Here is a 26,077-nt window from a genome sequence, read left to right as displayed (position 1 = left end):
GCTTGCGGGCATGCGGGGCGCTCGGGGCGCGGGAACCGGTCCGGGCACGGGGCGTCAGCGGGCCGCGCCGCGAGCGGCGGGGGCGGCCGCGCGGCCGCGGCGGGTGAGGCCCCAGGGCTTGTAGGTGGAGACGGCCGTCATGAAGACGAGGCTGAGCACGGCGAGGGCGGCCGAGCCGGCCATGGACCAGCCGACGGTGTCGAGTTCGCCGCCGCGCACCGGCGCGCCCGCGTCGACGAGTTCATTGGCCTGGAGGATGAGCTGGTGGATGACGGAGAAGCCGAGCACCATCACGCCCATCGTCCAGTAGAACTTCACCGCGACCCAACGGCGCCGCAGCAGGCCCCACTTGGTGCCAGCACCGACGACGATGCCGGTGATCAGGGCGAACATGCTGGTCATGCCGAGGAAGATCTCGTCGAGCATGGACATGGTGCGGTACATCGCGGCCTGCTGTTCGGCGTCGCCGGTGGTGGCGCCCGCCACCGACATGGCGAACATGCCGGTGACCAGTCCGAGCCAGCCGACCGAGATGGCCACGTGGCAGGTGAGGACCAGCTTCCGCAGGCGCTGGGAGATTATCCGGCTGCTCTCCCGCACCTCGGACATCCAGGCGTTGACCGAGGGAACGAAGAGCAGGACGAGGCCGATGACGGAGGGGATGAGGCTGGCCACCGCGAGACTCGCCTGCAGCGGTCCGACCAGGGGCCGGCCGCCGAGTCCGGCGAGTCCGAGGCCGGTGAAGAGCAGCCCGAGCGCGGTGAAGACGGTCAGCAGCACCCGTCCCCACTGGCGGCCGGCCCGCAGCATCTCGGCGAAGAAGCCGAACAGGGCGCAGAAGGCGATCGTGAGGGCCAGGTCACCGGTGGTCGCCGCGCCGGCGACGCCGGTCTCCACCTGGTGGGCGATCTCGAAGACGTTGCTGGCGATCGCCGCGAGGGTGGCCACGATCACCATGGCGTAGGCCCAACCGACGGCGGCCGGGGGACGGGGCGGCGCCGCGGGGTCCCCGGTCGCCCCCGCGCGGGCGGGGGTAGGTTCCCCGCCGCCCGGTCCGGCCGGGGATCGCTGGTCTGTCCGGTCGGTGGTACTCACCGTCGCGCCTCCTTCAAGACAGGCGCGGGCTCCCCACGGCTGCGGGGGCTTCGGAGCGCCGTCGGTTGCGGGGTTCTGGTGGGCCCAGCGTCACCGGGGCGGCTCGAAGGCCCCTCGAAGGCCGGTGGACGGCCCCGAGGGGGTACGGACGCGGGGGCCCGAGGGGGTTGCCGAGCCCCGGGGGCCGAGGAAGCACAGGCGCAGACGCCTGGGGAAGGACGGGCTCAGGGGCCTGGGGACGCGGCGGCCGTCAGCGGCGCTCGGCGTCGTCCAGGGAGCGGACGAACTTGGTGAGGAGCCGGGCGAAGTCCCGCTGCTCCTCGGGACCCCAGTCGCCGAGCACGACCGAGTAGAAACCCTGCCGGGTGCGGTGGGCGGCGGACACCGCCTCGTGTCCGAGCCCGGTGAGCTCCAGGCAGCTGCGGCGCCCGTCCTCCTGGGAGGCGACCCGGCGGACGAATCCGGAGCGGACCGCCTCGGCGACGATCCGGCTGGCCCGGGACGGGTCTATGGCCAGGCGGTCGGCGACGAAGCCGACCGTGACGTCGCGGCCTCCTTCGCCGGCGCCCTCGTCGACGACGTCGACGACCGCGAGGGTGTTGAGGTCGACCGGCTCGGCCAGGCCCATGACGACGGGTCTGGCCAGGCTGCGGCGGGACTGCCTGCGGCGGATGCGGATCATCGCGGACTCCACGGCGTCGAGCACCGTGACTTCGACCGCGGACGCGCCCGCGGCGCCGCCGTGCTCGGTCCCCCGCTCGGGGTGGGTCTCGTCGATCGTCTCCGGAGCGCTCACGACTTCCAGGTTACCTGCATGTGACTGGACGAGACATTCTTTGACGTGAGAACATCATGTGCGTAAGTCACGCATATATTTCCGTCAATCAACTACTGGCGTCCGAGACGCCCAGGAGGCTTCGAGATGAACACGACATCCAGCCCCCAGAGCCCGACGCGCGTCCGTGCGCTCGCCGTCGTGGCCGCCGTGGTGGTCGACTCGCTGATCTGGCTGCTCGCCCACTCCGCCCTCGACATCGACCTGCGGATCCCGGATGGTCCGGGAACCACCACCAGCAGCCCGCTCTACCTCCCGGCCGTCGTCATCGGCTCCGGCGTGGTGGCCCTGCTCGGCTGGGGCCTGCTCTCACTCCTGGAGAAGTTCACCGCCGGACGCGCCCGGACGGTCTGGACCGTCGTGGCCCTGGTGGTCCTGGCGCTCTCGCTGTTCGCGCCGCTGTTCGGCGCGGGCCTGACCACGGGCAACAAGATCACCCTGGTGCTGCTGCATCTGACGGTCGGCGCGATCCTCGTCCCGGCCTTCCGCCGGAGCACCGCGACCGCCTGAGCAAGGCCGGGGCACCCCCCGGCGGTCCAGCGCCGCTCCACACGACTTCGAGCGCCCCCCGGGAACTTGGGGCCGAGGTCAACCGAAAGCCACGGAAGGAGCACCGCATGTGCGGTATCGCAGGCTGGGTCCGCCGCGAGGGCGGCCCGGTCACGGAGGATCCCGGGCTCGCGAAGAGGATGGCGCACACCATGGCCTGCCGCGGTCCGGACGGGCAAGGCGTCAGGGTGGCCGGTCCGGCCACCCTCATCCAGACCAGGCTGGCGGTGATCGACGTCCCCGGCGGCATCCAGCCGATGGCCGCACCGCCCCCCGGGGCCTCCGAGGACGCGGATCCCGCGGTCCTCACGTACAACGGCGAGGTCTACAACTTCCCGCAGCTGCGCTCCGAACTGACCGGCCGCGGACACCGGTTCCGCACCCGGTGCGACACTGAGGTGGTACTCCGCGCCTACCTGGAGTGGGGCGAGGCATGCGTGGAGCACCTGGAGGGCATGTTCGCCTTCGCCCTGTGGGACCCGCGCCGGCGCACCCTGTTCCTGGCCCGGGACCGCTTCGGCATCAAACCCCTGTACTACGCCGCGACCGCGGAGGGCCTGGTCTTCGGCTCCGAGCCCAAGACACTGCTCGCCCACCCGGCGGTGCGGCCCGCCGTCGACCTCGACGGCCTGCGGGTGCTGTTCTCGATGGCCCGTGCCCCGGGCGAGAGCGTCTACCGCGACATCCGCGACCTGCCGCCCGGCCACACCCTGACCTACCGCCCCGACGGCGGGCTCTCCGTGCGCCGGTACTGGCGGCTGGAGGCCCACCCGCACGAGGACGATCTCGACACGACCGTACGGACCGTGCGGGAACTGCTGGAGAGCAGCGTCACCCGTGAGCTGGTCGCCGACGTTCCGCTCAGCGTCCTGCTCTCCGGCGGCCTGGACTCCAGTGCCGTCGCCGCGCTGGCCGCCCGCGCCCGCCGCCTCTCGGGCGGCGAGCCCATCCGGACCACCACCGTCACCTACAGCGGCTACAGCGACGACTTCCGACCCGACCTGGTGCGCAGCGCACCCGACGCCCCCTACGCCCGCGCGGTGGCCGAGCACATCGGGGCGGACCACCTGGAGGTCGAGCTCACCACGGCCGACCTCATCGATCCGGCGGCCCGCCGCAGCGTGCTACGGGCCCAGGACGTGCCCGCGCCCTTCGGCGACATGGACACCTCGACCTACCGGGCCTTCGCCGGGGTGAGCCGACACTCCAAGGTGGCGCTGACCGGCGAGAGCGCCGACGAGATCTTCGGCGGCTACAGCTGGGTGCACATCCCGGACCTCGCCGAGGAGAACCACTTCCCCTGGGTCGCCTTCGAGCAGTGGCACCCCGGCACCCGCGACGGACTGGGGCAGGGCCTACTCTCGCCGGCGTTCGCCGCCCGGCTGGACATGCCCGCCTACTACGCCGAGCGCTACTCCCAGGCGATGGCGGACATCCCGCGGCTGCCCGGAGAGCCGCCGGAGGCCCGCCGCGCCCGGGAGATCTGCCACCTCCACCTGACGCACTGGCTGCCGCGCCTGCTGGAACGCAACGACCGGCTCAGCATGATCTCCGGCCTGGAGGTCCGGGTGCCGTTCTGCGACCACCGCCTGGTGCAGTACGCGTACGACATCCCCTGGAAGCTGAAGACCTTCGACGGCCGGGAGAAGTCCCTGCTGCGGGCGGCCGTGGCCGACCTGCTGCCCGAGCAGGTCCTGGAACGCCCCAAAGCCCCCTTCCCGGTGAGCCAGGACGCGACGTACACCAAGGCGCTGCACGCGGAGTTCGCCGAGGTGCTCGCGGACCCCTCGTCCCCCGTGCTGCCGCTGCTCGACCTGGGGAAGGCGCGCGCGGTGGTCGGTCCCGAGGGCCAGGCCACCGCACAGGACTGGCTGCACCGGATGAACATCGAGATGGCCCTGCAGGTGAACACCTGGCTCACGGAGCACGGGGAGAACGTGGACCTGTGAACGGGAGGGGGCGCCCTTGGCCGGGGCGCCCCGGCCCCACGGGGCCCGTCCGCCCCGGCCGAGGGGGCGGACCGGCCAGGCGCCCGACCGGATCAGCGGCGCCGGATCAGACCAGCACCCCCACCGGCGCCGTGCGGAGCGCCATGCGCAGCAACGGCGGCATCCGGTACTGGAAGAAGCGCTCGGAGGAGTCGTCGCGCACCGGGTCCACCTGCAGCAGGAAGAACTCGACCAGCTCCTCCAGGAGTTCCTCGGTGGCGTCCGGGCCGAGACCGAGGATCCGGGCCGCCCGCTCCACCGTCACCACCTCCTCGCCCTCACCGGCCAGCTTGGCGAGGGCGTCGCTGCCCCGCAGGGCGAGTCCGCCGCAGCGGCGGCGCACGTGGTGGAAGGGGTGCGGGCGCTCGTGGGCGGGTGCGGCCGGCCGGTCGCGGCTCATCCAGTCGACGAGCTGCCGCACCGACCAGTGCGGGCGCAGTTCGAGCAGTCCCACCGCCTCGGCCATCGGTCCCGGCAGGCCGCCGAACAGGTCGAGCAGGGCGCGCGAGGACCCCTCGCCGAGCAGCCGGTCCCGGTCGAGGGCCCCGAGGAACAGCTCCAGCGACTGCTCGGGCCCGATCGGGGCCAGGTCGACCGGAGCTCCGAACTGGCCGCCGTACAGGCGTCGGTAGCCGGCCACCAGGACGGCCGAACCGGTGCCCTCCGGGAGCAGGTCGGTCACTTGGTGTGCCGCCGCCACATCGTCGACGACCAGGAGGACCCGTCGGCCCGCGGTCCAGCCGCGGAACAGCGCGGCCCGCTCAGCGCGGTCGGCCGGCAGCGTGGCCCGCGCGTGCCCGACCGCCTCTAACAGGTCCGCGAGCACCTCCTCGACCGGGCGTGAGGCGGCGGGGTCGCCGAACGAGACGTAGAACCGGCCGTCGGGGAAGGTGTCGGCGAGCCGGTGCGCGAGGGCGACAGTGAAGGCGGTGGTGCCCACGCCGGGCTCGCCGGCCACACAGACGCACCTCGGGCCCTGGACGGCGGGCTCCGCCAGCATCCGCCCCACGCGGGCGAGGTCGGCCTCGCGGCCGATCAGCGGCGTGTCCGCGGGAAGCGGCACCGGCGAGCGACCGGCCGGCGAAGCCTGCGCGGCGACCCGCCCGGTGGGCAGGTCCAGGCCACGGTCACCGGCGAGCACCTGCTGGTGCAGCCACTGGAGTTCGGAACAGGGCTCCAGGCCCAGTTCCCGGATGAGGACCCGGCGGATGCGCTGGAACGCCTCCAGGGCGTCCGGCCGCCGGCCGGCCCGGTAGAGCGAGAGCATCAGCTTGGCGTGCAGGCCCTCCCGGGTGGGGTTGTCCGCCGCCAGGGCGGTCAGTTCGCTGATCAGGCGGTGGTGTCGGCCGAGCAGCAGATCGGCGTCCAGGCGTTCTTCCAGAACCTCGTACCGCTGCTCCGCGAGGCGCAGCGCGTCGATGCCCACGACCGGCCCGGGGGTCAGGTCACTGAGGGCAGGGCCCCGCCAGACGTCGAGCGCCTGGTGCAGCAGGTCGGCGGCCTCGCCGACGGCTCCTTCCTCCATGGCCTTGCGACCGAGCGCGGCGAGCTTGGTGAAACGCAGGCTGTCCAGGCATCCCGGGGGCAGCGCGAGGCGGTAGCCGCCGGGCGTCGTCTCCAGACTGAGGCCGGGCAGCTTGCGCAGTTGGTAGATGTAGGTCTGCAGCGTGGTGGCCGCACTGGAAGGCGGTCGTTCCTCCCAGAGCTCCTCGACCAGCTGATGCAGTGGAACGGTGCTGTTGGCCCGCAGTGCGAGCAGCGCGAGTACCTGACGAACCTTTGGAGCGGAGGGCGTGACATTCACGCCGTCGTGCACGACTTGCAGGGTGCCCAGCAACCCGATCTGCAGCACTGTCCCTCCCATGGCTTGCATCTCCTACGGCCTGATGCGCTTCGTGAGCGTGAGGTGGATCACTTGAACTTCGCTTGAGGTGCACTCAACAAGCGCCACCCACCAGGGAACTTCCGAAACCTCCCCATGGAGCCGGTTTCGAGGTTACGCTACACAGGGCAATCATATGAGAAAAGCATGTAATTGATAAACAACCCTACATGCGACCTACCTATATGGAGGAACGACGATGTTCGGACCCCGCGCGGACGGCCCCCGGGGGCGGACTCCCGCCGCCGCGACCGAGCACCCCCTGCCACCACGCTTCCCCCTGCTCCTCGCCGCGCTTCTGCTGACCAGCGCGATGTCGATGCTCGACCAGTCGATCGTCGCGACCGCGGGCCCCCGGATCACCGCCGAGCTGGGCGCCCTCGACCTGTACAGCTGGACCTTCACCGCGTACATGCTCAGCTTCAGCGTCGCCATGCCGATTTACGGCAAACTCGGCGACCTTTTCGGTCGCCGGACGGTCTACCTCACCGCGATCGCCATCTTCCTGGCGGGCTCGATCGCGTGCGGTGCGGCCGACTCGATGAGCCAGCTGATCGTCTTCCGGGCGCTCCAGGGCCTCGGCGGCGGCGGACTCCAGGTCAGCGCCTTCTCGGTCCTCGGCGACCTCATGCCGCCCCGGCAACGAGCCAAGTACCAGGGATGGTTCGCGGGGGTGATGGTGCTGGCCAACCTGGCCGGACCGCTGGTCGGCGGGGTGCTCACCGACCAGCTCGGCTGGCGGTGGATCTTCTACGTCAACATCCCGCTCGGCCTGGCAGCCCTCATGGGAATCCGCGCGCTTCTGCCCGCCGACGACCGCGCGGCGGCCCGGCCGCGCCTGGACCACCTCGGCATCGTACTGCTCACGTTGCTCATCGCCGCCCTGGTCCTGTCGACCGACCTCGCCGGCCGCAGCGGCTGGAGCGACCCCCTGGTGATCGGGTTCGGCGTGGCGGCCGTGCTGCTGGCCATGGCGTGGGTACTGCGCGAGCGGTCCGCGCCCGAGCCCGTCGTGCCGCTGGGCCTGTTCGCCGACCGCACCTTCACCATCTGCGTGGCGGTGGCGTTCGCGGTGAGCTTCGCCTTCTTCGGCTGCGTCAACTTCGTTCCGCTGTACCTGCACACGGTGGACGGCGTGAGCGCCTCGCGGACCGGACTGCTCTTCCTGCCCGCGATGATCGGCCTGGCCGTGGCGACCGTGGTGGCCGGCCAGGTCATCGGCAAGACCGGCCGCTACAAGTGGTTCCCGGTGGCGAGCACGGCACTGGCCGCGGTCGCCGCGGGCGCCCTGTCACTCGACCCGGTCGGCACCGGCCCCACCACGGTGGCGCTGCTGCTGGCCCTCATGGGCATCGGGGTCGGCCTCTCCTCCCAGGTCACGACACTGGTCGCGCAGAGCACCGCCCCTCGCGAGCACATCGGCGTCAGCACCTCCACGGTCGGCCTGGCCCGCAACCTCGGCACCGCCTTCGGCGCGACGGTCTTCGGCTCGATCCTCAACACCCGGCTCGCCGCAGAGGCCGCCCGACTGCTGCCCGCGGACACGGCGCGGAGCGTGACCGAGGGCGACTGGGACCCGGCGAAGGTCGACTCCTTCCCACCCGAGACGGTCGACGCGGTCGCCCAGGCGTACGGCGACGCCCTGGGTACGGTCTTCGCCTCGGCGGTCCCGGTGCTCGTGGTCGGGCTGGTCCTGGCCCTGCTACTGAAGGACACCCGGCTGGAGGCCCGCGGGCCGGGCGGACCCAGGCCCGGCCCCGAAACCGACCCGGACACGAAGGCGGCGGAGCGCGCCTGACCGCCGCCCGGCGCCGGGACACGCCTCGGCGCCGGGACACCGGCGGGAGACATGCGGCCGGGCGCCGGAGGCGCCCCACGCGGACCGACGCCCCCTCACCGTGGCCGGCTACGCACTGGGAGACGGCTGCGAACTCGCCATGATGTGCGAGCTCATCATCGCCGTCGACAACGCCGTATCGGCCGGCCCGAGATCAGACTCGGCGTCATCCCCGGCATCGGAGGCGCCCAACGCCTGACCCGCCCCATCGGCAAAGCCCGGGCCATGGACGTGATCGTCACCGGCCGCACCAGCGCCTCCCACGGCAACCGGCCGTCCTCGCCGCCCGCGAAGCCGTCAACCGCGCGCTGGAAACCGGCCTCCAGGACGGCCTGCTGTTCGAACGCCGCACCTTCCACGCACTCCTCTCCACGCAGGACCAGCAGGAAGGCATGCATGCCCTTCCTACACAAGCAAGAACCCACCTTCACCGGACAGTGATCGAGACTGTGAGGCTCCATTCCCGCACCGCGGCGGAGCCAGTGCACCGAGCGGGCTCCACCCGATGTCGTGCATCGCCACGGGACGCACGACATCGAGGGTTCCACTCGGGCATTCTCCCCAGCAGCCCTCGCGGGCCCGAAGTCGGTACATTTATACAAGGAGGAGCCGCAGTCTCAGGTGACAACGCTGCCTGTGGTCATTCGCCTCCTGATCGAGGGAGACATGCCCGATCTGATCGCGCCGGTCCTGGCCACGTTCATCGTCTATGTGATGGCCCTGGTCGCGGTGGGAGTGTGGGCGTACGCTCGGACCCGAAGCTTCGCCGACTTCGCGCTGGGCGGCCGCAGGCTCAGCGCGCCGGTCGCGGCGCTCTCCGCCGGTGCGAGCGACATGTCCGGCTGGCTGTTCCTCGCCCTCCCCGGAGCCGTCTACGCGGCCGGCATCGGCGCGGGATGGATCGCCGTGGGCCTGGCGGCCGGAACTTACCTGAACTGGCTGCTCGTCGCCCCGAGACTGCGTACGTATACCGAGCGGGCCGGCAACGCTGTCAGCCTGTCGGCCTATCTGGAGGAGCGTTTCGAGGACCGCACCCGGAGCCTGCGGATGGTCTCGGCCGCCGTGACCGTCGTGTTCTTCACCGTCTACGTCGCCAGCGGTCTGGTGGCCGGAGGACTACTGTTCGAGCAGGTCTTCGATGTCCCCTTCGGACTCGGGGTGGTGCTGACTGCCCTGGTCATAGTGGTCTACGCGTGTCTCGGCGGCTTCCTCGCCGTCAGCCTGACGCACGTCATGCAGGGCATTCTGATGTTCGTCGCCCTGCTGGTGCTCCCCCTGGTCGGCGTCGCGGCGCTCGGGGGCTTCGGTTCCCTGAAGGAATCCCTCGACGGCAAGACGCCGAGCCTGCTGGACGTCGGGGCGGAGGCCGGTTTCGTCGACGGCCGGTGGACGGCGGGCGGGTCGCTCGGCGCAGTGGCGATCGTGTCGCTGCTTGCCTGGGGCCTCGGCTACTTCGGCCAGCCGCACATCCTGGCCCGCTTCATGGGCATCCGCAGTACCCGGGCGGTCCCGGCGGCCCGGCGCATCGGAACACTCTGGGTGGTGGTCGTGCTCGCCGGTGCCACCCTCGTCGGCCTTGTGGGGATCGCTCAGCTCGACACGCCTCTGAACAACCCGGAGACGGTGTTCATCGTCCTGAGCGAGACCCTGCTCAACCCCTGGGTCGCCGGGCTGATGCTGGTCGCCGTACTGGCCGCGATCATGTCGACGGCGGACAGTCAGCTGCTGGTGTCGTCCGTCGCCCTCACGGAGGACTTCTACCGCGCGTTCCTCAACCGGCGCGCGTCCGACCGGACGCTGCTGTGGGTGGGGCGCGGGGCCGTGGTGGTGGTGATCGTCGTCGCCTGCGTGATCGCGCTCGGGGGAGGCGGGGTACTGAATATCGTGGCCTACGCCTGGGCCGGTTTCGGCGCCGCGTTCGGGCCGGTCGTCTTGCTGTCGCTGTACTGGCCGCGGATGACCTGGGCGGGGGCCATGGCCTCGATCGTGTCGGGCGCGGCCACGGTGCTCCTGTGGGACAGGATCAATCCACTGCTGGGGCCGCTCGAGTCGGACATCTACGAGATGGTTCCGGGCGTGCTCGTCGCCACGCTCGCCGCCCTCGTCTTCGGCAGGTTTGTCGGCCGGCCGCCGCAACGAGCCTTCTGGCGGATGCCGGGGGGTGGGGTCAGTCAGCTGCTGCTCGTACCGTTCCTGTCCGACGCTCCGGTCGGTGTGGCGGTCCTCGACACCGACCTGCGCTACGTCTGGGTGAACAAGGTGCTGGGGCGGCTGATCCCTGAGGACCGAAGGCTGGGTCGCCAGGTGAGGGAGGTGCTGCCGAAGCCCGAGGCAGAGGCTTTCGAGGAGAGGATGCGGCGCGTCCTGCGGACCGGGGCTCCGGTGATGGACCACGAGTTCCGCTCCGTCGGTCATCGCGCGCCCTACCGGGATCGGGCGTACTCGGCCTCGTTCTTCGGCATGAAGGACCGGCGCGGCCGTCAGGTGGGTGTCTGGTACATGATCATCGACGTCACTGAGCGCCGACGGGCACAGGAGCGGCTCGCCCTGCTGAACGAGGCGAGCGCGCGCATCGGCAGCGTGCTGGATGTGCAGCTGACCGCGCAGGAACTGGCCGACAACACCGTGCCCGCTCTCGCCGACTTCGTCGCCGTCGACCTGCTGGATTCGGTGATAAGCGGCGAGGAGCCCGCTCCCGGGCCGGTCGACCTCGGTCCGGTCATCCGCCGCGCGGGGCAGAGGTCCGTCCGCAAGGGCAACCCGGAGGCGCGGCTGGCCGTGGGGGAAGTGGTCCAGCGCGCCCCGTCCTCGCCCGTCGCCCGCTGCCTTCTGGAGAGCCGGACTCTGGTGGAGGACCTGGAGCACTCACCCGAGGCATGGGTGGCCATGGATCCGTCGCTGGGCCCCGCCATCCGCCGGTTCGACCTCCGCTCGGTGATGGTGGTGCCGGTACGGGCCCGTGGCGTCACGCTGGGCGCGGCGACGTTCGTCCGGTCCGGGCGCCGCGCATGGCCCTTCGGGGAGGACGACGTACGTCTCGCGGAGGAACTCGTCTCCCGCGCCGCCGTGTCCGTCGACAACGCGCGCCGCTTCACCCGTGAGCGAACCGCTGCCCGGTCGATGCAGCGCTATCTACTGCCGCAGGAAGTGACCGGCGGATCGGCGCTGGACGTGGCGTCGTGGTATTGCCCGGCGGATGCGCCGACCGGCGTCGGCGGCGACTGGTTCGACGTGATCCCCCTGTCCGGAGCACGGGTGGCGTTGGTCGTCGGGGACGTGGTCGGGCACGGCATCAACTCCGCGGCGACGATGGGGCGCCTCCGCACGGCGGTGCGCACGCTCGCCAATCTGGACCTTCCCCCTGACGAACTGTTGGCCCACCTGGACGACCTGGTCATCGGCCTCATGGAGTCGCCCGGCAGCGAAGGGGCGACGTCGGCCGATCACGAGAGCGTGAGCGCCGCGATGCTGGGTGCCACCTGCCTGTACGCCGTGTACGACCCGGTCGCCGGGATGTGCAGCATGGCCAGGGCCGGTCACCTCCCGCCAGTGATCGTCCGCCCCGACGGCACCGTCGAGTTCCTGGACCTGCCCGCCGGACCGCCGATCGGCCTCGGCTCCCTGCCTTTCGAGTCCGTGGAACTGGAACTGGCCGAGGGCAGCCTGATCGGGCTCTACACCGACGGCCTTATCCAGGCCGCGGACCGGGACATCGACGTCGGCCTCTCCCGGCTGAAGGAAGGGCTCAGGGCGCCCCGCCCGTCGCTGCGGGAGACTGGCGACAACGTCGTTGACGCGCTGCTGGCTGTCCCGCCGCGTGACGACGCCGCCCTGCTCCTCGCCCGGACCCGCCTGCTGGGATCCGACCGGGTCGCGTCCTGGGACCTCCTCTCGGACCCCGCCACCGTCGCGGACGCCCGTAGCGTCGCCGCGCGGCAACTGTCGGCATGGGGCCTGGAAGACCTGACCTTCACCACGGAGCTGATCGTCAGCGAGCTGGTCACCAACGCCATCCGTCACGCCACCGGCCCGATCGTCCTGCGGCTGATCCGGGACCGCGCCCTGATCTGCGAGGTGTCCGACGCCAGCAACACCTCGCCCCGCCTGCGCCATGCCCGGACCATGGACGAGGGAGGGCGGGGTCTGCTGATCGTCGCACAGCTCGCCCGGCGCTGGGGCACGCGCTATACCAAGACGGGAAAGATCATCTGGACCGAGCAGGCAGTCCCCGACCCGCCGGTGTGAGTGAGCGACCCGCGCCGGCGAACACCCGCCGGAACGCCGTCCCCCCCGACGGAGTGCGGGCGCCTGGCCGACCGGCGGCGGCCGTCCGCGGGCGAGACCCCGCGATCGGTGTGCCGGCACGTCTCACGTATCAGAGTGTTTCGCTGAGCGAGTCCGCGAGCCTCCGTCGTGCCGCCCGGGTCGCGGGGAGCGCCGCCGCCGATACCGCGCCCAGCACCGCCCCGGCAATCACCGTCAACAGCGCCTGTGGCGGAGGCAGTCGCGCGATGCCCGCCCCGATCCCGCTCGATGCCCCCTGCGTATCCACGAGCCAGGTCCCGGACAGGACGCCCACCGCCGTCCCCGCCAGTGCGGCGACGAGCGTGGTCAGCCCGACGGCCGTCACGATCATCGCCCCGATCTGCCGGGGCGTCAGCCCTATCGCCTTCAGGGCGAGCAGGTCACGACCCCGGTCACGAACTCCCGTGCCGATCAAGGTCAGCAGTTCGATCAGCCCGATGAGGGCCAGTACGGCGATCAGTGCGCCGATCACCCCGCGTGCCGGTTCCAGCCGGTCGGCCGGGTTGGGCGTTTCACGGATCTCGAGGGTTCCGCCGGCCCGCGTCGCGAGGGCGTCTCTCACAGCCCGGGGGTCGGCCCCCTCGCGCAGTTCCAGCGCGTGGTAGGCGGGTCGGAGCTGCGGGTCGCGCTCGCGCAGTGCGTCCAGGGTCGTGGTGATCACCCGGCCGCCCGATTCGGGCTCGATGGTGCGGCCGACCAGATGCAGGATCTGCGGTCGTCCACCGACCGTCATCCGCACCCAGTCGCCGACCCGGACGCCGAGGAGGTCCAGCAGTCCCTGCCCCGCCACCGCCTCGTCCGCTCCGGCGATCGCGCGTCCTTCCACCACCGCGGAGGGGTACGGCTGCCGGACCGTGCCGAGTCCGCGCAGCGTGATGGTTCCGGTCTGTCCGGGCACGAGCGCCGCCATCTCCACGCCCGGATGGACGGCCGCGATGTCCCGGACCGTCGCGAGGGTCTTCCCCAACTCCGCGTCCGACACTCCGGCGGGCCGCTCGGCCCGTACGGTCAGTGCCGCGGCCAGTCCCACCTGCGCGGGCCGACTGCGGAACTGGTCCAGGGTCGACCAGGCGACCAGAGCGACCGTGATGAGGACCAGCGGCAGCGCGAGGCGGGCCACCGGTACGAGCGTCCGGCCACGTCGGGGGAACGCCGCGCGCCACCCCAGGACGAGAGCGGGAGGCACCCGTACGCCGAGTGCCCGCCTGCCGAACGCGGTCATCGGCGCGGCGGAAGGCAGCGCGCCCCGGGCCACCGGTACCGGTGGCACCCGGCCGGCCCTCCAGGCCGACAGCCCGGTGGAGGCGGCGATCAGCAGTACCGCCCCGACGGGGATGCCGATCATCAGGGCGGTGTGACCGGGCAGGTCCTGCCACAGGGCGGCGGCATCCCCGATCCGCCCGGGTATCCGGGCACCGAGCAGTGCGATCGCCGTCGTGCCGAGGGCCACGCCGAGGAACGCGAAGGCCAGGTGCTGTACGAGGAAGCCGCGGGTGACCTGGCCAGGAGTGAAGCCGATCGCCTTCAGGATGGCGATGTCCCGCAGCTGGCCCCGGACGCGGGCGCCGATCGCGCCGGAGGCGGCCAGGGCCGCCGCGAGCAGGGCTCCGAGGCCGAAGACGGCGAACATCGCGCCGAGCAGCCGGTCGTCGCCGCCCGCGTCGGCGCGTGCCTGCTGCCACTTGGTGACCTCGGCCACACGGTCGGCGCCGAGTACGGTGACCGCGCGCTGGACGATGAAGTCCGTGTCCTCCGGGTCCTCCAGACGCAGCCCCACACTCTGTCCTGAGTCTCCGCGGGCTATCTCGTCGAGTGTGGCGGGGAGGACCCAGCCGATGCCCGCGGCGCCGCCCGGCTGGTAGCGGGGTTCGGCCGCGTCGGCTGTCCCGCTCACCCGCAGCTGGTGTGTGACGCCGTCCGGCCCGGTGACGCGTACGGTGTCGCCGGGCTCCGCCCAGAGGGCTCGTGCGACCGAGGTCTCCAGCACGACGGAGCCCGTGCCGGTGCCGGTGGCCGTCCCGGAGCCCGTCCCGTTGGCGCCATCGCCATCCGGCGCGGCGAGCCAGCTGCCGGCGCCGATGAGCGGGCGTCCGGTCTGCGGGGGCTCCACCGGGGCGGCGCGGAGCGTCACCCCGGCCCGCGCGCCCCGGGACTCGACCGTGGTCGCGGCCGTGCGGTAGGGGCCGGACAGCGCAGCGACCCCGTCCACGCCCGACAGGGCGTCCGTGTCCGCACCGGCGCGGGTGTGCAACCAGATGTGCGCGCCGTGAGACTGGTTGAAGACCCGCTGCCAGGGGTTCGCTGCGTAGCCGAAAAGGGCGCCGGCCAGCAGGAGCGAGGCGATGACCCCGGCGCTGGCCAGGACGACGAAGAGCGCTTCGCCGCGGTGTGCGCGGAAATCGGCCTGCGCCCAGCGCAGGGTGGCCCGCACGGTCACTCCTTCAGTTCGAGGACGCCGGAGACACCGCCGGCCGGCCCGGCGCGTCCGCCGTCGAGCTGTGCGTCGTCGGCTATGCGGCCGTCGAAGAAGCTGATGACGCGGTCGGCGGCGCTGGCCATCCGGGCATCGTGGGTGACCATCACGATCGTCTGGCCGCGCTGGTGGAACCGCGTGAGCAGCCGCAGCACGTCACGGGTGCCCTTGCTGTCCAGGCTGCCGGCCGGTTCGTCGGCGAGCAGCAGTGCGGGGTGGTTGACCAGGGCGCGGGCGAGCGCGACCCGCTGCTGTTCGCCGCCGGACAGCTCTCCGGGCATGGACCGTTCACGGCCCTCGAGGCCGAGTTCGGCGAGCAGTTCGGCGCGGGAGTCGCGGGCGGCCTTCGGGGAGACGCCGGCGAGCAGGGCGGGCAGTTCGACGTTGTCGGCGACGGTGAGGTTGGAGACGAGGTTGAAGAACTGGAAGACGACGCCGATGCTGCGGCGTCTGAGGACGGCCCAGCGCGCCTCCCGGTATTGGTCGACCCGCTCCCCGTCGAGCCACAGCCTGCCGCTGTCGGGCCGCTGAAGGCCGCCGATCAGGTGCAGCAGGGTGGACTTGCCGGCTCCGGAGGGTCCGGTGACCGCGACGAACTCGCCGGGCTGGACGGACAGGTCCACGCCGCGGACGGCGGGCACTGGCGCGCCCTCGCCGCGATGCGTCTTGTTCAGGCCCTCGGCGCGGACGATGGGCACGGCTGGAGCGGCGGTGGCGTCGTCGCTCATTCCAGCTCCTCCTGACAGCGTTCCAGCCAGTCGAGGTCGGCCTGCAGGTGCAGCATGGCGCCCTCGATCAGCAGTTGCGAGATCTTGTTGTCGCGGTCCTCTGCCGCGGCCAGCTTCGACAGGTCCCGCATGGTGTTGAGGTACTGGCGCCGCTGCTTGTTGATCAGGGCGATCGGATCGGCCAGACCGGACTGCGGTGCGAGCGCCAGTTTCATGAAGAACTCGTCCCGTACCCGGGGTTCCTCCGCGGTGTTCTCGAACCAGGCCAGGACGGCCTCGCGCCCGGCGTCCGTGAGCTTGTACGTGCGCTTGTTGGGCCGGCCTGACTGTTCGACGTCCTCGCCCTCGATCAGGCCGCTCTTCTCCAGCCGGCCGAGGGTGACGTAGATCTGGCCTACGTTGGGCTGAGGGTACGCGGTGCCCAGGAGCTTCTCAAGGTCCTGCTTGAGCTCGTAACCGTGCGCAGGGCTACGGGTGAGGAGCGCAAGGAGCGCCAGCCGCACTCGCTCCCCCTCCTTCCCGCTCAGTAGTCAACCGTTCACTGACACACGGCCGGATGTCGCCGAGGTCCGTCCTGTCTGCCTGGACGTCTAGTATCGCCCATGCCTAACGGGTATATATAGGCCACGATGGTCGGCGGCGCAGCCGGATCGTGCACCTGGGAGGAATCTATGCGGTGGATGCGTGCCGCGGGTAGGGCTCTCCTGGTGGTGGCGGTCTTGCTGGCGGGGTACGCCGGTCTCGGCGTACGCCCCGGCGGGGGCGCCGCCGCCTCTGACGCCCGCGGTCCTCTGACGCTGGTGACGGCGGGCGACCTGACCGACTACCTCGGCCCTCTCCTCGACGACTGGAACCAGAGCCGTCCCGACGAACGCGTCACCCTCGTCGAGCTGCCCGACTCGGCCGACGAGACCCGGGCCCAGATGATCAGCGAACTGCGCTCGGGTCGCGACCGGTTCGACGTCCTGAACATCGACGTCGCCTGGACGTCCGAGTTCGCGGCCGCCGGATGGATCTCCCGGCTCGAACGGGACCGTTTCCCGTTGGATGCCTTCCTGCGGCCGGTCGTGGACACCGCGACCTTCGACGGCCGGCTGTACGCGGTCCCGTACGTCACCAACGCCGGCCTGCTGTACTACCGCAAGGACATCCTGGACCTGGAGGGCGAGCAGCCGCCGCGGACCTGGTCCGAGCTGGCCCGTCAGGCACGCGTGATCGCCCCGGAGCACGGGCTGGACGGCTACGCCGGGCAGTTCCTCCCCTACGAGGGGCTCACCGTCAACATCACCGAGGCGGTGCACTCGGCCGGCGGTTCGATCCTGGGCGACGACGGCGCCCGCGTCACCGTGGACTCCGACGGGGCGCGCACCGGCCTGCGGTTCCTCGCGGACGGCGTGCGGGACGGCTGGATCTCCCGCGAGGCGCTCGACTACAAGGAGGAGGAGTCCCGGAAGGCGTTCCAGGACGGCCGGCTGCTCTTCCTGCGGAACTGGCCCTACGTGTACGAGGCCGCGAGCGCGGCCGGCTCGAAGGTCGCGGGCAGGTTCGGCGCGGTGCCGCTGCCGGGAGCCGACGGGCCCGGCAGCAGCGTGCTGGGCGGCTCGAACCTCGCCGTCAGCAGCCACGCGCGGCACCCGGAGTCGGCGGCCGATCTGATCTCATACCTCACCAGTGAACAGGTGCAGCGGCGGGTCCTCACCGAGGGCTCGCTGCCCCCGGTGCGGGCCGCGCTGTACGAGGATCCCGAGCTGGTACGGGCGTATCCGTACCTGTCCACCCTGCGCGAGAGCGTGTTGTCGGCGGTGCCGCGCCCCAAGAGCCCGCGTTACGACCAGGTGAGCCTCGCCGTGCAGGCCGTGGGGCAGGACCTGATGGCGCTGCGCCAGGGGCCGGATGAAGCGGTGGCGCGGCTCTCGCGCGAGCTCGGAGCCGTGTCCCGCAAGGACTGAGCGTACTTCTCTCATCTCTCCCAGAGGGCCTCTACTTACATGTTAAGTAGAGGCCCTCTGGCATGTATCGGACTTTAAGGGATAAACAACCCCAGCTTTTGCCTGTTTCTGGACCCATCGTTGACATCTTCCCGTCGCTGCTACTTAACATGCATGCATAACAGCGCACCTGCTCCAGGGCGCTCTCGCATTCAGCAGACAGGTCGACGCGAGATGCTCAGCACCCTTCCGGCCGCTACCGGTCACCCCTCCCCCAGTGCCGCCCCTTCCGCCCCCTGGTGGCGCGACGCGGTGATCTACCAGGTCTACGTCCGCAGCTTCCTCGACAGCACCGGGGACGGCGTCGGCGACCTCGCCGGCGTGCGCGCCGGGCTCCCCTACCTCAGGAAGCTCGGTGTCGACGGCATCTGGCTCAGCCCCTTCTACCCGTCGCCGCAGCACGACCACGGCTACGACGTCGCCGACTACTGCGGCGTCGACCCGGTCTACGGCGACCTCGCGGAGTTCGGCCGGCTGGTGTCCGACGCGCACCGGCTCGGGCTCAAGCTGCTGCTCGACATCGTCCCCAACCACTGCTCCAGCGAGCACCCGTGGTTCCGCGAGGCGCTCGACGCGGCGCCTGGCAGCGCGCCGCGCTCCCGCTTCCACTTCGCGCCGGGACGCGGTCCGGACGGCGAGGAGCCGCCCAACAACTGGCGCGCCATGTTCGGCGGCCCGGCCTGGAGCCGGACCACCGGGGCCGACGGCGCCCCCGGGGAGTGGTACCTGCACCTGTTCACGCCCGAGCAGCCGGACCTGAACTGGCGCGACCCCGCCGTGGGCGACGACTTCGAGCGCGTGCTGCGCTTCTGGCTCGACCGAGGCGTCGACGGATTCCGCATCGACGTCGCCGCCGGGCTGTTCAAGCACCCCGAGCTGCCCGACTCGGACGACCCCGGGGCGGACGAACGGGCCCGCGACGCCGTCAACCAGTTGGCCTGGAACCAGCCCGAAGTACACGAGGTGTGGCGCCGTTGGCGCTCGGTCTGCGAGGAGTACACCGCCCAGGACGGTCACGAGCGGCTGCTGGTCGGCGAGGTGTCCGTGCCTACCGCACGCGAGCACGCCGAGTACGTCCGCCCCGACGAACTCCACCAGGCGTTCTTCTTCGACCTGCTCAGCGCGCCCTGGGACGCCGAGGCATTCCGTGCGACGATCACCGAGGCGATACGCGACATCGCCGGCACAGGCTCGACCGTCACCTGGGTCCTCAACAATCACGATCAGGTCCGCACGGTCACCCGCTACGCGGGCGAGCCCGGCATCGAGGGCAGCGGGCTGGGAGCCGCCCGCGCCCGCGCCGCGGCCCTCCTGATGCTCGCCCTTCCCGGCGCCGCCTACGTGTACCAGGGCGAGGAGCTCGGCCTGCCCGAGGTACTCGACCTGCCCGACGAGGTCCTCACCGACCCGATCTTCCGCCGTACGGGCAGCCGCAAGCACGTACGGGACGGCTGCCGCGTGCCCTTGCCCTGGTCCGGGCACGCCTCCCCCTTCGGCTTCAGCCAGGAGACGGCCGGCGTCAAACCGTGGCTGCCGCAGCCCGAGTGGTTCGCCGAGCACGCGACGGACCGCGCCCTGGCCGACACCCGTTCCTTCTGGCACCTCTACCGCGACGGTCTCCAGCTGCGGCGCACCCTGCCGCAACTCGGCGAAGGCGCCCTGCGCTGGCTGGACGCGCCCGCGCAGGTCCTGACCATGGCCCGCGGCGAGGGCCTGATCTGCGCGGTGAACTTCGGCACGGAACCGGTGCCCGCGCCGGTCGCCGGTACTCCGCTGCTCGCCAGCGGCCCCTGTCCCGACGGTGTGCTCCCCGCGGCGACCGCGGCCTGGTGGGCGGGCGAGTACCCGGCTCCCGACCCGGCGGTCCGGCAGCCGTAGCCCCCTAGGTCCCGCGGCCTCCAGCCGCAGTCTCCCCACCCGCAGCTCCGGACATCCCCTCCCCAGCCCCGGACATCCCCGAAAGGACTCCTCATGCGACGACCCGGCAAGGCGACCCGCCGAAGTGCCTCCACCGCGACGGCAGCCCTCCTCCTCGCCCTCGGCACCACAGCCTGCGGCAGCGCCACCGGACCCACGAGCGGCGGCGAGCTCAGCGGCCAGACCGTCACCGTGGCGGGCGTCTGGACCGGCGCCGAGCAGCAGAGCTTCAAGAAGGTCCTCGACGCCTTCACCCAGAAGACCGGCGCCAAGACCGTCTTCGTACCGTCCGGCGACAACGTCTCCACCTTCGTCGGCAGCAAGATCGAAGGCGGCAACGCGCCCGACGTGGTGATGGTTCCCCAGGTGGGCGTGCTCCAGCAGTTCGCGAAGGAGGGCTGGCTCCAGCCGTTGTCCGCCCAGACCGCCCAGACCGCCGGGTCCTCCCTCGCCCCGGTGTGGAAGAACTACGGCACCGTCGACGGCACGTACTACGGCCTCTACTTCAAGGCCGCCCACAAGTCGACCGTCTGGTACTCCCCCGATGCCTTCGCCCAGGCCGGCGTCGGCGAGCCCAAGAGCTACAGCGACATGCTGAAGACCGGCCGCACCCTCGCGGACTCCGGCCGCCCGGCGTTCGCCATAGCCGGCGAGGACGGCTGGACCCTCACCGACTGGTTCGAGAACATCTACCTCTCCCAGGCCGGACCCGAGAAGTACGACCGACTCGCCCAGCACGAGCTGAAGTGGACCGACGAGAGCGTCGTGCGGTCACTGACCACCCTCGGGGAACTGTTCAAGGACAAGCAGCTCGTCGCCGGTGGCGCGCAGGCGGCACTGGGCACCGACTTCCCCTCCTCGGTCGCGCAGGTCTTCGGCCCGGAGCCCAAGGCGGGGATGGTCTACGAGGGTGACTTCGTCGGCGGCATCGCCCAGGGGCAGTTCGGCAGGACGCTCGGGCAGGACGCCAAGTTCTTCCCCTTCCCCCCGGTCGACGGCGGCCGGGCGCCGGTGGTCAGCGGCGGTGACGCGGCGGTCGTCCTGAAGGAGGGCAAGAACGGCGAGGCCGGCATGAAGCTGGTCGAGTTCCTGGCGAGTTCCGAGGCAGCCGAGGTCTGGGCCGGCGCGGGCGGCTTCCTCTCCCCGAACAAGGACGTCGACTTCGCCTCGTACGGCGACGACACCACGCGCAGCACCGCCGGCTCTCTGATCGCGGCGGGCAACTCGATCCGCTTCGACATGTCCGACCAGGCCCCGGCCGCGTTCGGCGGCACCAAGGGCGCGGGCGAGTGGAAACTCCTCCAGGACTTCCTGCGCGACCCCTCGAACCCGCGGGGGACCGCCGCGAAGCTCGAGACCGAGGCCGCCAAGGCCTACCGGAACTGAGGCGACCGCCATGGCTGACACCATCACCGTCCGGTCGGCGGCCGACGGGCGGCGCCGGGCCCAGCGCAAGAAGCGCTGCCTCGCGGTCGTCTTCGTCCTGCCCGCGCTGCTGCTGCTCGGCGCGCTGGTCGTCTATCCCGTCCTCTTCTCCTTCGGCCGCAGCCTGTTCGACGCCGACGGCGACCGGTTCGTCGGAGCCGCGAACTACGCGGCCATCGTGCGGGACCCGGCCACCCTCAAGGCGATCCGCAACAGCGCCGTCTGGGTCGTCGTCGCCCCCACCCTGCTCACCGGACTCGGGCTGCTGCTCGCCGTGCTCACCGAGAAGGTGCGCTGGGCGACCGCGTTCAAGCTGGTGCTGTTCCTGCCGATGGCCGTGTCCTTCCTCGCCGCGGGCATCATCTTCCGGCTCGCCTACGAACAGGACCCGGACCGGGGCGTGCTCAACGCCGCCGTCGTCGCCGTCCACGACAGCTTCGACGACGCCGCCGCGTATCCGACGGCCCGCGCCCGGGAGGGCCACGGCCTGACGGGCGGTGCGGGCGGCCCGTACAGCACGGCGGCGACGGTACGGCCCGGGGACTCGCTCAGCCTCGGGTTCATCGGGGTCGCACCCGACGCGATACCGGCCGGTGCGAAGCCCGCGTCCGACGCGGCCGCCCCGGGCGGCGCGACGCCCGGCAGCGACGCGATCGGGGGCGTCGTCTACCTCGACTTCGCCCCCGGTGGCGCGGGCACCCCGGGCAGGGTCGACCCGGGCGAGAAGGGACTGCCCGGCATGACGGTCGAGGCCGTACGCGACGGCCGGGTGACCGCGACCGCCACCACGGCGGCTGACGGCTCGTTCCGTTTCGCCGGGCTGCCCGACGGTGACTACGCCGTCCGGCTGCCCGCGGCCAACTTCGACGCCCCCTACCCGGGCGTGAACTGGCTCGGTCCCGCGCTGGTGACGCCCGCGATCATCGGCGCCTACCTCTGGGTATGGACCGGCTTCTCCATGGTCCTGATCGGCGCCGGCCTCGCCGCCATCCCGCGCGACGCCCTGGAGGCCGCGCGCATGGACGGCGCCACCGAGGGCCAGATCTTCCGCAAGATCACCGTGCCGCTGCTCGCACCGGTGCTCACCGTGGTCTTCGTGACCCTGGTGATCAACGTGATGAAGGTCTTCGACCTGGTCTGGATCATCGCGCCCGGACCGGTGCAGGAAGAGGCGAACGTACTGGCCACCCGTATGTGGATGGTCTCCTTCGGCGGCGGCAACGACCAAGGGCTCGGCAGCGCGCTCAGCATGGTGCTCCTGCTGCTCGTCGTCCCGGCGATGGTCTTCAACGTCCGGCGTTTCCGAAGGAGTGGAGCATGAGCGGCCACAGCACCGTCCAGCGGCACGACCCGTCCCGGCGGACGGCGACGGTCCCGCCCGCCGCCTCATCCCCGTCCTCGTCCCCGTCCTCCTCGTCGCCGCCTTCCGCGACGCCTCGCGGATCCGCACCCGGGCCGCGGCGCGTGGGCGGGATCTCGCGCCTGCTGAGCAGCTCCGTCGTCCAAGGCGTCCTGATCCTGGTCGCCCTCGTCTGGATCACGCCGCTGGCGGGCCTGCTCCTGTCCTCCATGCGCTCCGAGCAGGACAACGCCACGGACGGTTGGTGGACCGCGCTCACCGATCCCTCGCAGCTGTCCCTGGACAACTACAGCGCGCTGCTGGAGGATTCCGGGATCGGGACGGCCTTCTGGAACACCGTCCTGATCTCCGTGCCGACCACCGTCCTGGTGGTGGTCATCGCGGCCCTCGCCGGCTACGCCTTCGCCTGGCTGGAGTTTCCCGGCCGGGACGTCATCTTCCTCGTCGTCGTCGGGCTCCTCGTGGTGCCTGTGCAGATCGGGCTGCTGCCCGTCGCCAAACTCTTCGGCGCGGTGGGCCTGTTCGGGACGGTCGCGGGCGTCGTCCTCTTCCATGTCGCCTACGGACTGCCGTTCGCGGTCTTCCTCCTGCGCAACTACTTCGCCGAGATCCCGCGCGAGATGCTGGAGGCCGCCCGGATGGACGGCGGCAGCGAGTGGCGGATCTTCTCCCGGCTCGTCCTGCCACTCGGCCGTCCGGCCATCGCCAGCCTGGCCATCTTCCAGTTCCTCTGGGTCTGGAACGACATGCTCGTGGCACTGCTCTTCGCGGACACCGGGTCGCAGCCGCTCACCGTCGCCCTGCAGTCCCAGATGAGGCAGTTCGGAAGCAACATCGGCGTCCTCGCACCGGGGGCGTTCCTGTCACTGGTGGTCCCGCTGGTCGTCTTCTTCGCGTTCCAACGGCACTTCGTCCAAGGGGTGATGGCGGGCTCCGTGAAATAGCGTCACGGGTGCGGCACGGCATCGCCCCGACACCATTTCCGTGGCCCCGAAACGGGGTGCCTGGCCTCCGGGCCCGGTATGGCTGTCCACCCCCTGTCGAAGCGGGACCTGTCCCCGGCCGGCGGACCGCGGCTCACGCCAGGGTGACGTGCATGCCGCCCTCGGCCAGGACCTTGAGGACCACACCGAACAGGTCGTAAGGCCGGCCGTCCGGTGTCAGGACCTGGGACAGGTGCTCGCGTGCGATGGCAGCGTCCCGCCAGAGCAGAGTTGCGGGAGCGGTGCAGCCGAAGGTGCCACCCAGGCAGTCATCGAGGGCGTTCAGACAGCCGCCGAAATAGCCACCCGGCCCGTTCACCGCCTCACCGAGCGCCAGATAGAGGCCCGGTTCATCGGTGACGTACCGGCCGTCGAGCTCGTAGGCGTGACCGGGCGGCCGGTCACAGCGGGCACGATAGGCAGCTCGGTCTCGGACGAGATCGTGCCAGGCCCAGCGGCGTCGGCTGTCGAGGCCGGCCCAGGCACCCAGGGTGTCCGGCGGCCCGGCGAGCCACCGCTCCCAGATGGACCGGGCGTACTCAGGAATGGGAGTGAAGAGCTCTCCATCGAGCTCCAGGTCGATCAGGTCCGTCCCGTAGGAGGAGGGGCGCGAGGCAGTGACTCTGGCCCAGAGCAGGCGTTCGGCAAGCAGCTCGCCCCGGTCATCCCGTATCTCCAGTGCGGCCTGCTCCTGGACGGGTGTCCGCCGGGTGCCCTTCGCCCGTGCCGACCGCAGCTGAACGCTCTCGGCTAGCCCCCGCAGGACGAGCGGGGGCGTCGGCCGATTGGACGGCAGTACACGGGCGAATTCCCGGCAGGCGCCCAGCCATCGGTGCCCGTCATGCACCCGAACACGGCCCCTGTGGCCCTCGGGCGGGCCTTCGTGGTCATCCAGGCCGGTGAGCACGAGACTGCCTGTCCCGAGGGGCTGCCCCGGGCTCTCCGCGTCCTCCAGCAGCCAGGGGTCGAGTGTCTCGTCGTCCGGCACCAGCCAAACCCGGTTGCCGACCCAGCCGCCCACCTCTGCTCGCGGAACCCAGCCGAACAGCTCGTAGATCCCGCGCCGGGGTTCCCCGAACAACCCCTCCACCTCGACGCAGACGCCCCAGGCATGCCCGTGCTCCGTCTCGGCCAGCGCGTACCGCGTTCGCCCGCGATGGTCCTCGTCATCGAGCACGGTGGTAATCATGCCCTTACCAGGCCCCCACGACGAAGTCATTTCCCTTGAGGCCCGTCGTGGTACCTCCGGAAGCGCGGTCACAGACCACTGCGACCGGCTGTGGGACGTCCTGACCCCCGCCCGAGCGCGCTACCTGGTTCGGCCGGGTGGGCCGGGTCGACACACAGGTGGTCTGCCGGCCCTCAGCTCGCCCAGCTGTGGGCCACGTCGACCACGACCCGGTCGTCCAACTGGATCACACGGAACGGCAGCCGGGCGCGCACACCGAGACCGACCTGCGTCTGGCCCTCGAAAGTGCCACCGAACCGAGTGTCCCGGAAGGTGCTGTACCCGCTGACGTTCACACCGGGCAGGGGCTCACCCACCTCGCCCGGGTAGGTCGGCGCGCCGGCCTCCAGGTCGTAGCTCCACGCGCCGACGCGGATGTCGAGGATCGCCCCGCCGGCGACCGGTATGTCCTCGCCCACGGGGTCCGAGTGGAACCGGTCCACGTACTGGACCTGGTAGCCGATCCGGTCACCGCCGCCGGGCACGTCGAACACGATGCGGTCGTAGCAGTCGTGCCGTCCGGTCCTGATGTCCACCAGATGATCGGCCCCCATGGCGGCACCGCCTTTGGCACCGCTGCCCCAGCCCGTCGGGCAGGCCGCCGCCCCACGCGATCCCTCCGCCGGGGCCGCGCCCGCGGCACTCCCCGCCATCCCCAGCGTGCCGCCCGCGAGCACGAGCACCGCCACCGCCGCTCCGATACGCCGCATCATGTCCCCTTTGTTCGCTCCTGGTCGCGTAACTCTGATACCAGATGAGACAACTCACCGCACCGGACGGTTGCATGCCATACGAGGGCATATGGGGAATGGCGCCGTCCCCTTCCACCCGCTCACACGCGCCCCGGTCACACGTCCCACGCGCCCAAAGAGCGGCGGCGCTCGGCGCGGCCCGCTCGACGGGGCCGGAGGCACTGATCGCGGAGCGGCCACCGAGTCGGAGCGGGAGATCGCGCCGGCAAGGGCTCGTCGCCGATCCTCGGCCACCAGGCCGTCCGCGGCTTGGCCGAACCGGCCGAGGAGCCGGCCGAGCGCCGACTGGTGAAGCCCCTCGGGTGCATGGTGGCGCCCAAGGGGGTAGGCCGCGAGAGAAGACTACCGACAGACGGAGGAAGGTCACGGTATGCCAGAAATTGACCCTGAGTCGGGGCTGAGTATTCCCGACGCATTGGCGAGTCTGCGGAAACAGATCAGGGAGGCTGTGGCAACCGCCGAGGGGAAGGACCTGGTCTTCGATGTGCAGTCGATACAGGTGGAGCTGCAACTGACCGTGACCACCGCGCTCAAGGGCGAGGCGAAGGTCGCTCTGTGGAACGTGGTATCCCTGGGCGGGGGTGCGGAGCGGGCCTCGGCCGCCACGCATCGGGTCACGCTCACGCTGGAGCCGCAGTTCGTCGAGAACTCCGCGAACCACGAGGACTCCCAGAGCCCGGCTCCCAGGAGGCGGGTGCGGGTCGCCGACCGCGGGTGAGGCCGGGGCGGAGG

18 protein-coding genes and 1 pseudogene are annotated in these 26,077 nt (G+C 71.4%); 11 read left to right on the top strand and 8 right to left on the bottom strand.

Annotation, left to right across the window (positions count from 1 at the left end; genetic code table 11):
- Positions 1-54: 54 nt before the first annotated feature.
- Positions 55-1,095, bottom strand: a complete 1,041-nt coding sequence (locus OG393_RS32250) for a hypothetical protein (RefSeq protein WP_327378236.1) — start codon at positions 1,093-1,095, stop codon at positions 55-57.
- 250 nt (positions 1,096-1,345) lie between these two features.
- On the bottom strand, positions 1,346-1,801 hold the full coding sequence (locus OG393_RS32245) for a MarR family winged helix-turn-helix transcriptional regulator (RefSeq protein ID WP_327378616.1): 456 nt from the start codon (positions 1,799-1,801) through the stop codon (positions 1,346-1,348).
- Positions 1,802-2,017: 216 nt separating this feature from the next.
- Between OG393_RS32245 and OG393_RS32240 the strand changes: the two genes are divergently transcribed.
- Both OG393_RS32240 and asnB read left to right on the top strand, forming a co-directional pair.
- A complete protein-coding gene (locus OG393_RS32240; RefSeq protein ID WP_327378235.1) occupies positions 2,018-2,440 on the top strand; it encodes a DUF6069 family protein in 423 nt (140 codons plus the stop codon).
- A gap of 107 nt (positions 2,441-2,547) precedes the next feature.
- A complete protein-coding gene (gene asnB, locus OG393_RS32235; protein ID WP_327378234.1) occupies positions 2,548-4,428 on the top strand; it encodes an asparagine synthase (glutamine-hydrolyzing) in 1,881 nt (626 codons plus the stop codon).
- Between the two features lie 106 nt (positions 4,429-4,534).
- Here the strand turns inward: asnB and OG393_RS32230 are convergent, their stop codons facing one another.
- Positions 4,535-6,331: an AfsR/SARP family transcriptional regulator gene (locus OG393_RS32230; protein WP_327378233.1), complete on the bottom strand. Its 1,797-nt coding sequence runs from the start codon at positions 6,329-6,331 to the stop codon at positions 4,535-4,537.
- Positions 6,332-6,548: 217 nt separating this feature from the next.
- On the opposite strand from OG393_RS32230, the gene OG393_RS32225 reads away from it, so the two are divergent.
- From OG393_RS32225 to putP, 3 genes and pseudogenes are all read left to right on the top strand, one after another.
- Entirely contained in the window at positions 6,549-8,147 is a 1,599-nt protein-coding gene (locus OG393_RS32225; RefSeq protein WP_327378232.1) for an MDR family MFS transporter, read from the top strand.
- A 100-nt stretch (positions 8,148-8,247) separates the two neighbouring features.
- Positions 8,248-8,627: pseudogene (locus OG393_RS32220) on the top strand (enoyl-CoA hydratase-related protein); the annotation flags it as partial.
- A gap of 225 nt (positions 8,628-8,852) precedes the next feature.
- Positions 8,853-12,431, top strand: a complete 3,579-nt coding sequence (putP, locus tag OG393_RS32215) for a sodium/proline symporter PutP (protein WP_327378615.1) — start codon at positions 8,853-8,855, stop codon at positions 12,429-12,431.
- A gap of 130 nt (positions 12,432-12,561) precedes the next feature.
- On the opposite strand, the gene OG393_RS32210 is transcribed toward putP, so the two are convergent.
- The 3 genes from OG393_RS32210 to OG393_RS32200 are packed head-to-tail and all read right to left on the bottom strand — an operon-like array spanning position 12,562 to position 16,195.
- Positions 12,562-14,922, bottom strand: a complete 2,361-nt coding sequence (locus tag OG393_RS32210) for an ABC transporter permease (protein WP_327378231.1) — start codon at positions 14,920-14,922, stop codon at positions 12,562-12,564.
- A gap of 2 nt (positions 14,923-14,924) precedes the next feature.
- Positions 14,925-15,692, bottom strand: a complete 768-nt coding sequence (locus OG393_RS32205) for an ABC transporter ATP-binding protein (protein WP_327378230.1) — start codon at positions 15,690-15,692, stop codon at positions 14,925-14,927.
- Positions 15,689-16,195, bottom strand: coding sequence for a PadR family transcriptional regulator (locus tag OG393_RS32200; RefSeq protein ID WP_327378229.1), 507 nt, complete (start codon positions 16,193-16,195; stop codon positions 15,689-15,691). Before OG393_RS32200 ends, OG393_RS32205 begins: the two co-directional genes overlap by 4 nt.
- A gap of 168 nt (positions 16,196-16,363) precedes the next feature.
- Between OG393_RS32200 and OG393_RS32195 the strand changes: the two genes are divergently transcribed.
- The 5 genes from OG393_RS32195 (at position 16,364) to OG393_RS32175 (ending at position 23,326) form a co-directional block, all read left to right on the top strand.
- Entirely contained in the window at positions 16,364-17,641 is a 1,278-nt protein-coding gene (locus tag OG393_RS32195) for an ABC transporter substrate-binding protein (RefSeq protein ID WP_327378228.1), read from the top strand.
- A gap of 213 nt (positions 17,642-17,854) precedes the next feature.
- Positions 17,855-19,558: a glycoside hydrolase family 13 protein gene (locus tag OG393_RS32190; protein WP_327378227.1), complete on the top strand. Its 1,704-nt coding sequence runs from the start codon at positions 17,855-17,857 to the stop codon at positions 19,556-19,558.
- 93 nt (positions 19,559-19,651) lie between these two features.
- Entirely contained in the window at positions 19,652-20,983 is a 1,332-nt protein-coding gene (locus tag OG393_RS32185) for an ABC transporter substrate-binding protein (RefSeq protein WP_327378226.1), read from the top strand.
- 10 nt (positions 20,984-20,993) lie between these two features.
- Positions 20,994-22,343 (top strand): ABC transporter permease, encoded by a 1,350-nt coding sequence (locus OG393_RS32180; protein WP_327378225.1) that lies wholly within the window; start codon positions 20,994-20,996, stop codon positions 22,341-22,343.
- Positions 22,340-23,326: a carbohydrate ABC transporter permease gene (locus tag OG393_RS32175; protein WP_442817386.1), complete on the top strand. Its 987-nt coding sequence runs from the start codon at positions 22,340-22,342 to the stop codon at positions 23,324-23,326. Before OG393_RS32180 ends, OG393_RS32175 begins: the two co-directional genes overlap by 4 nt.
- 133 nt (positions 23,327-23,459) lie before the next feature.
- On the opposite strand, the gene OG393_RS32170 is transcribed toward OG393_RS32175, so the two are convergent.
- Both OG393_RS32170 and OG393_RS32165 read right to left on the bottom strand, forming a co-directional pair.
- The gene (locus tag OG393_RS32170) at positions 23,460-24,554 is read right to left on the bottom strand and encodes a barstar family protein (protein ID WP_327378224.1); all 1,095 of its coding nucleotides are present in this window, start codon (positions 24,552-24,554) and stop codon (positions 23,460-23,462) included.
- A gap of 173 nt (positions 24,555-24,727) precedes the next feature.
- Complete coding sequence (locus OG393_RS32165; protein WP_327378613.1) at positions 24,728-25,303, bottom strand: AMIN-like domain-containing (lipo)protein; 576 nt, start codon at positions 25,301-25,303, stop codon at positions 24,728-24,730.
- A gap of 412 nt (positions 25,304-25,715) precedes the next feature.
- Here OG393_RS32165 and OG393_RS32160 point away from each other — a divergent pair, with 412 nt between their 5' ends.
- Positions 25,716-26,063 (top strand): trypco2 family protein, encoded by a 348-nt coding sequence (locus OG393_RS32160; RefSeq protein WP_327378223.1) that lies wholly within the window; start codon positions 25,716-25,718, stop codon positions 26,061-26,063.
- The last annotated feature ends 14 nt before the right edge of the window (positions 26,064-26,077 follow it).

The organism is Streptomyces sp. NBC_01216 (genome assembly GCF_035994945.1).
Classification (GTDB): domain Bacteria; phylum Actinomycetota; class Actinomycetes; order Streptomycetales; family Streptomycetaceae; genus Streptomyces.
This window is presented reverse-complemented; position numbering and strand designations above follow the sequence as displayed.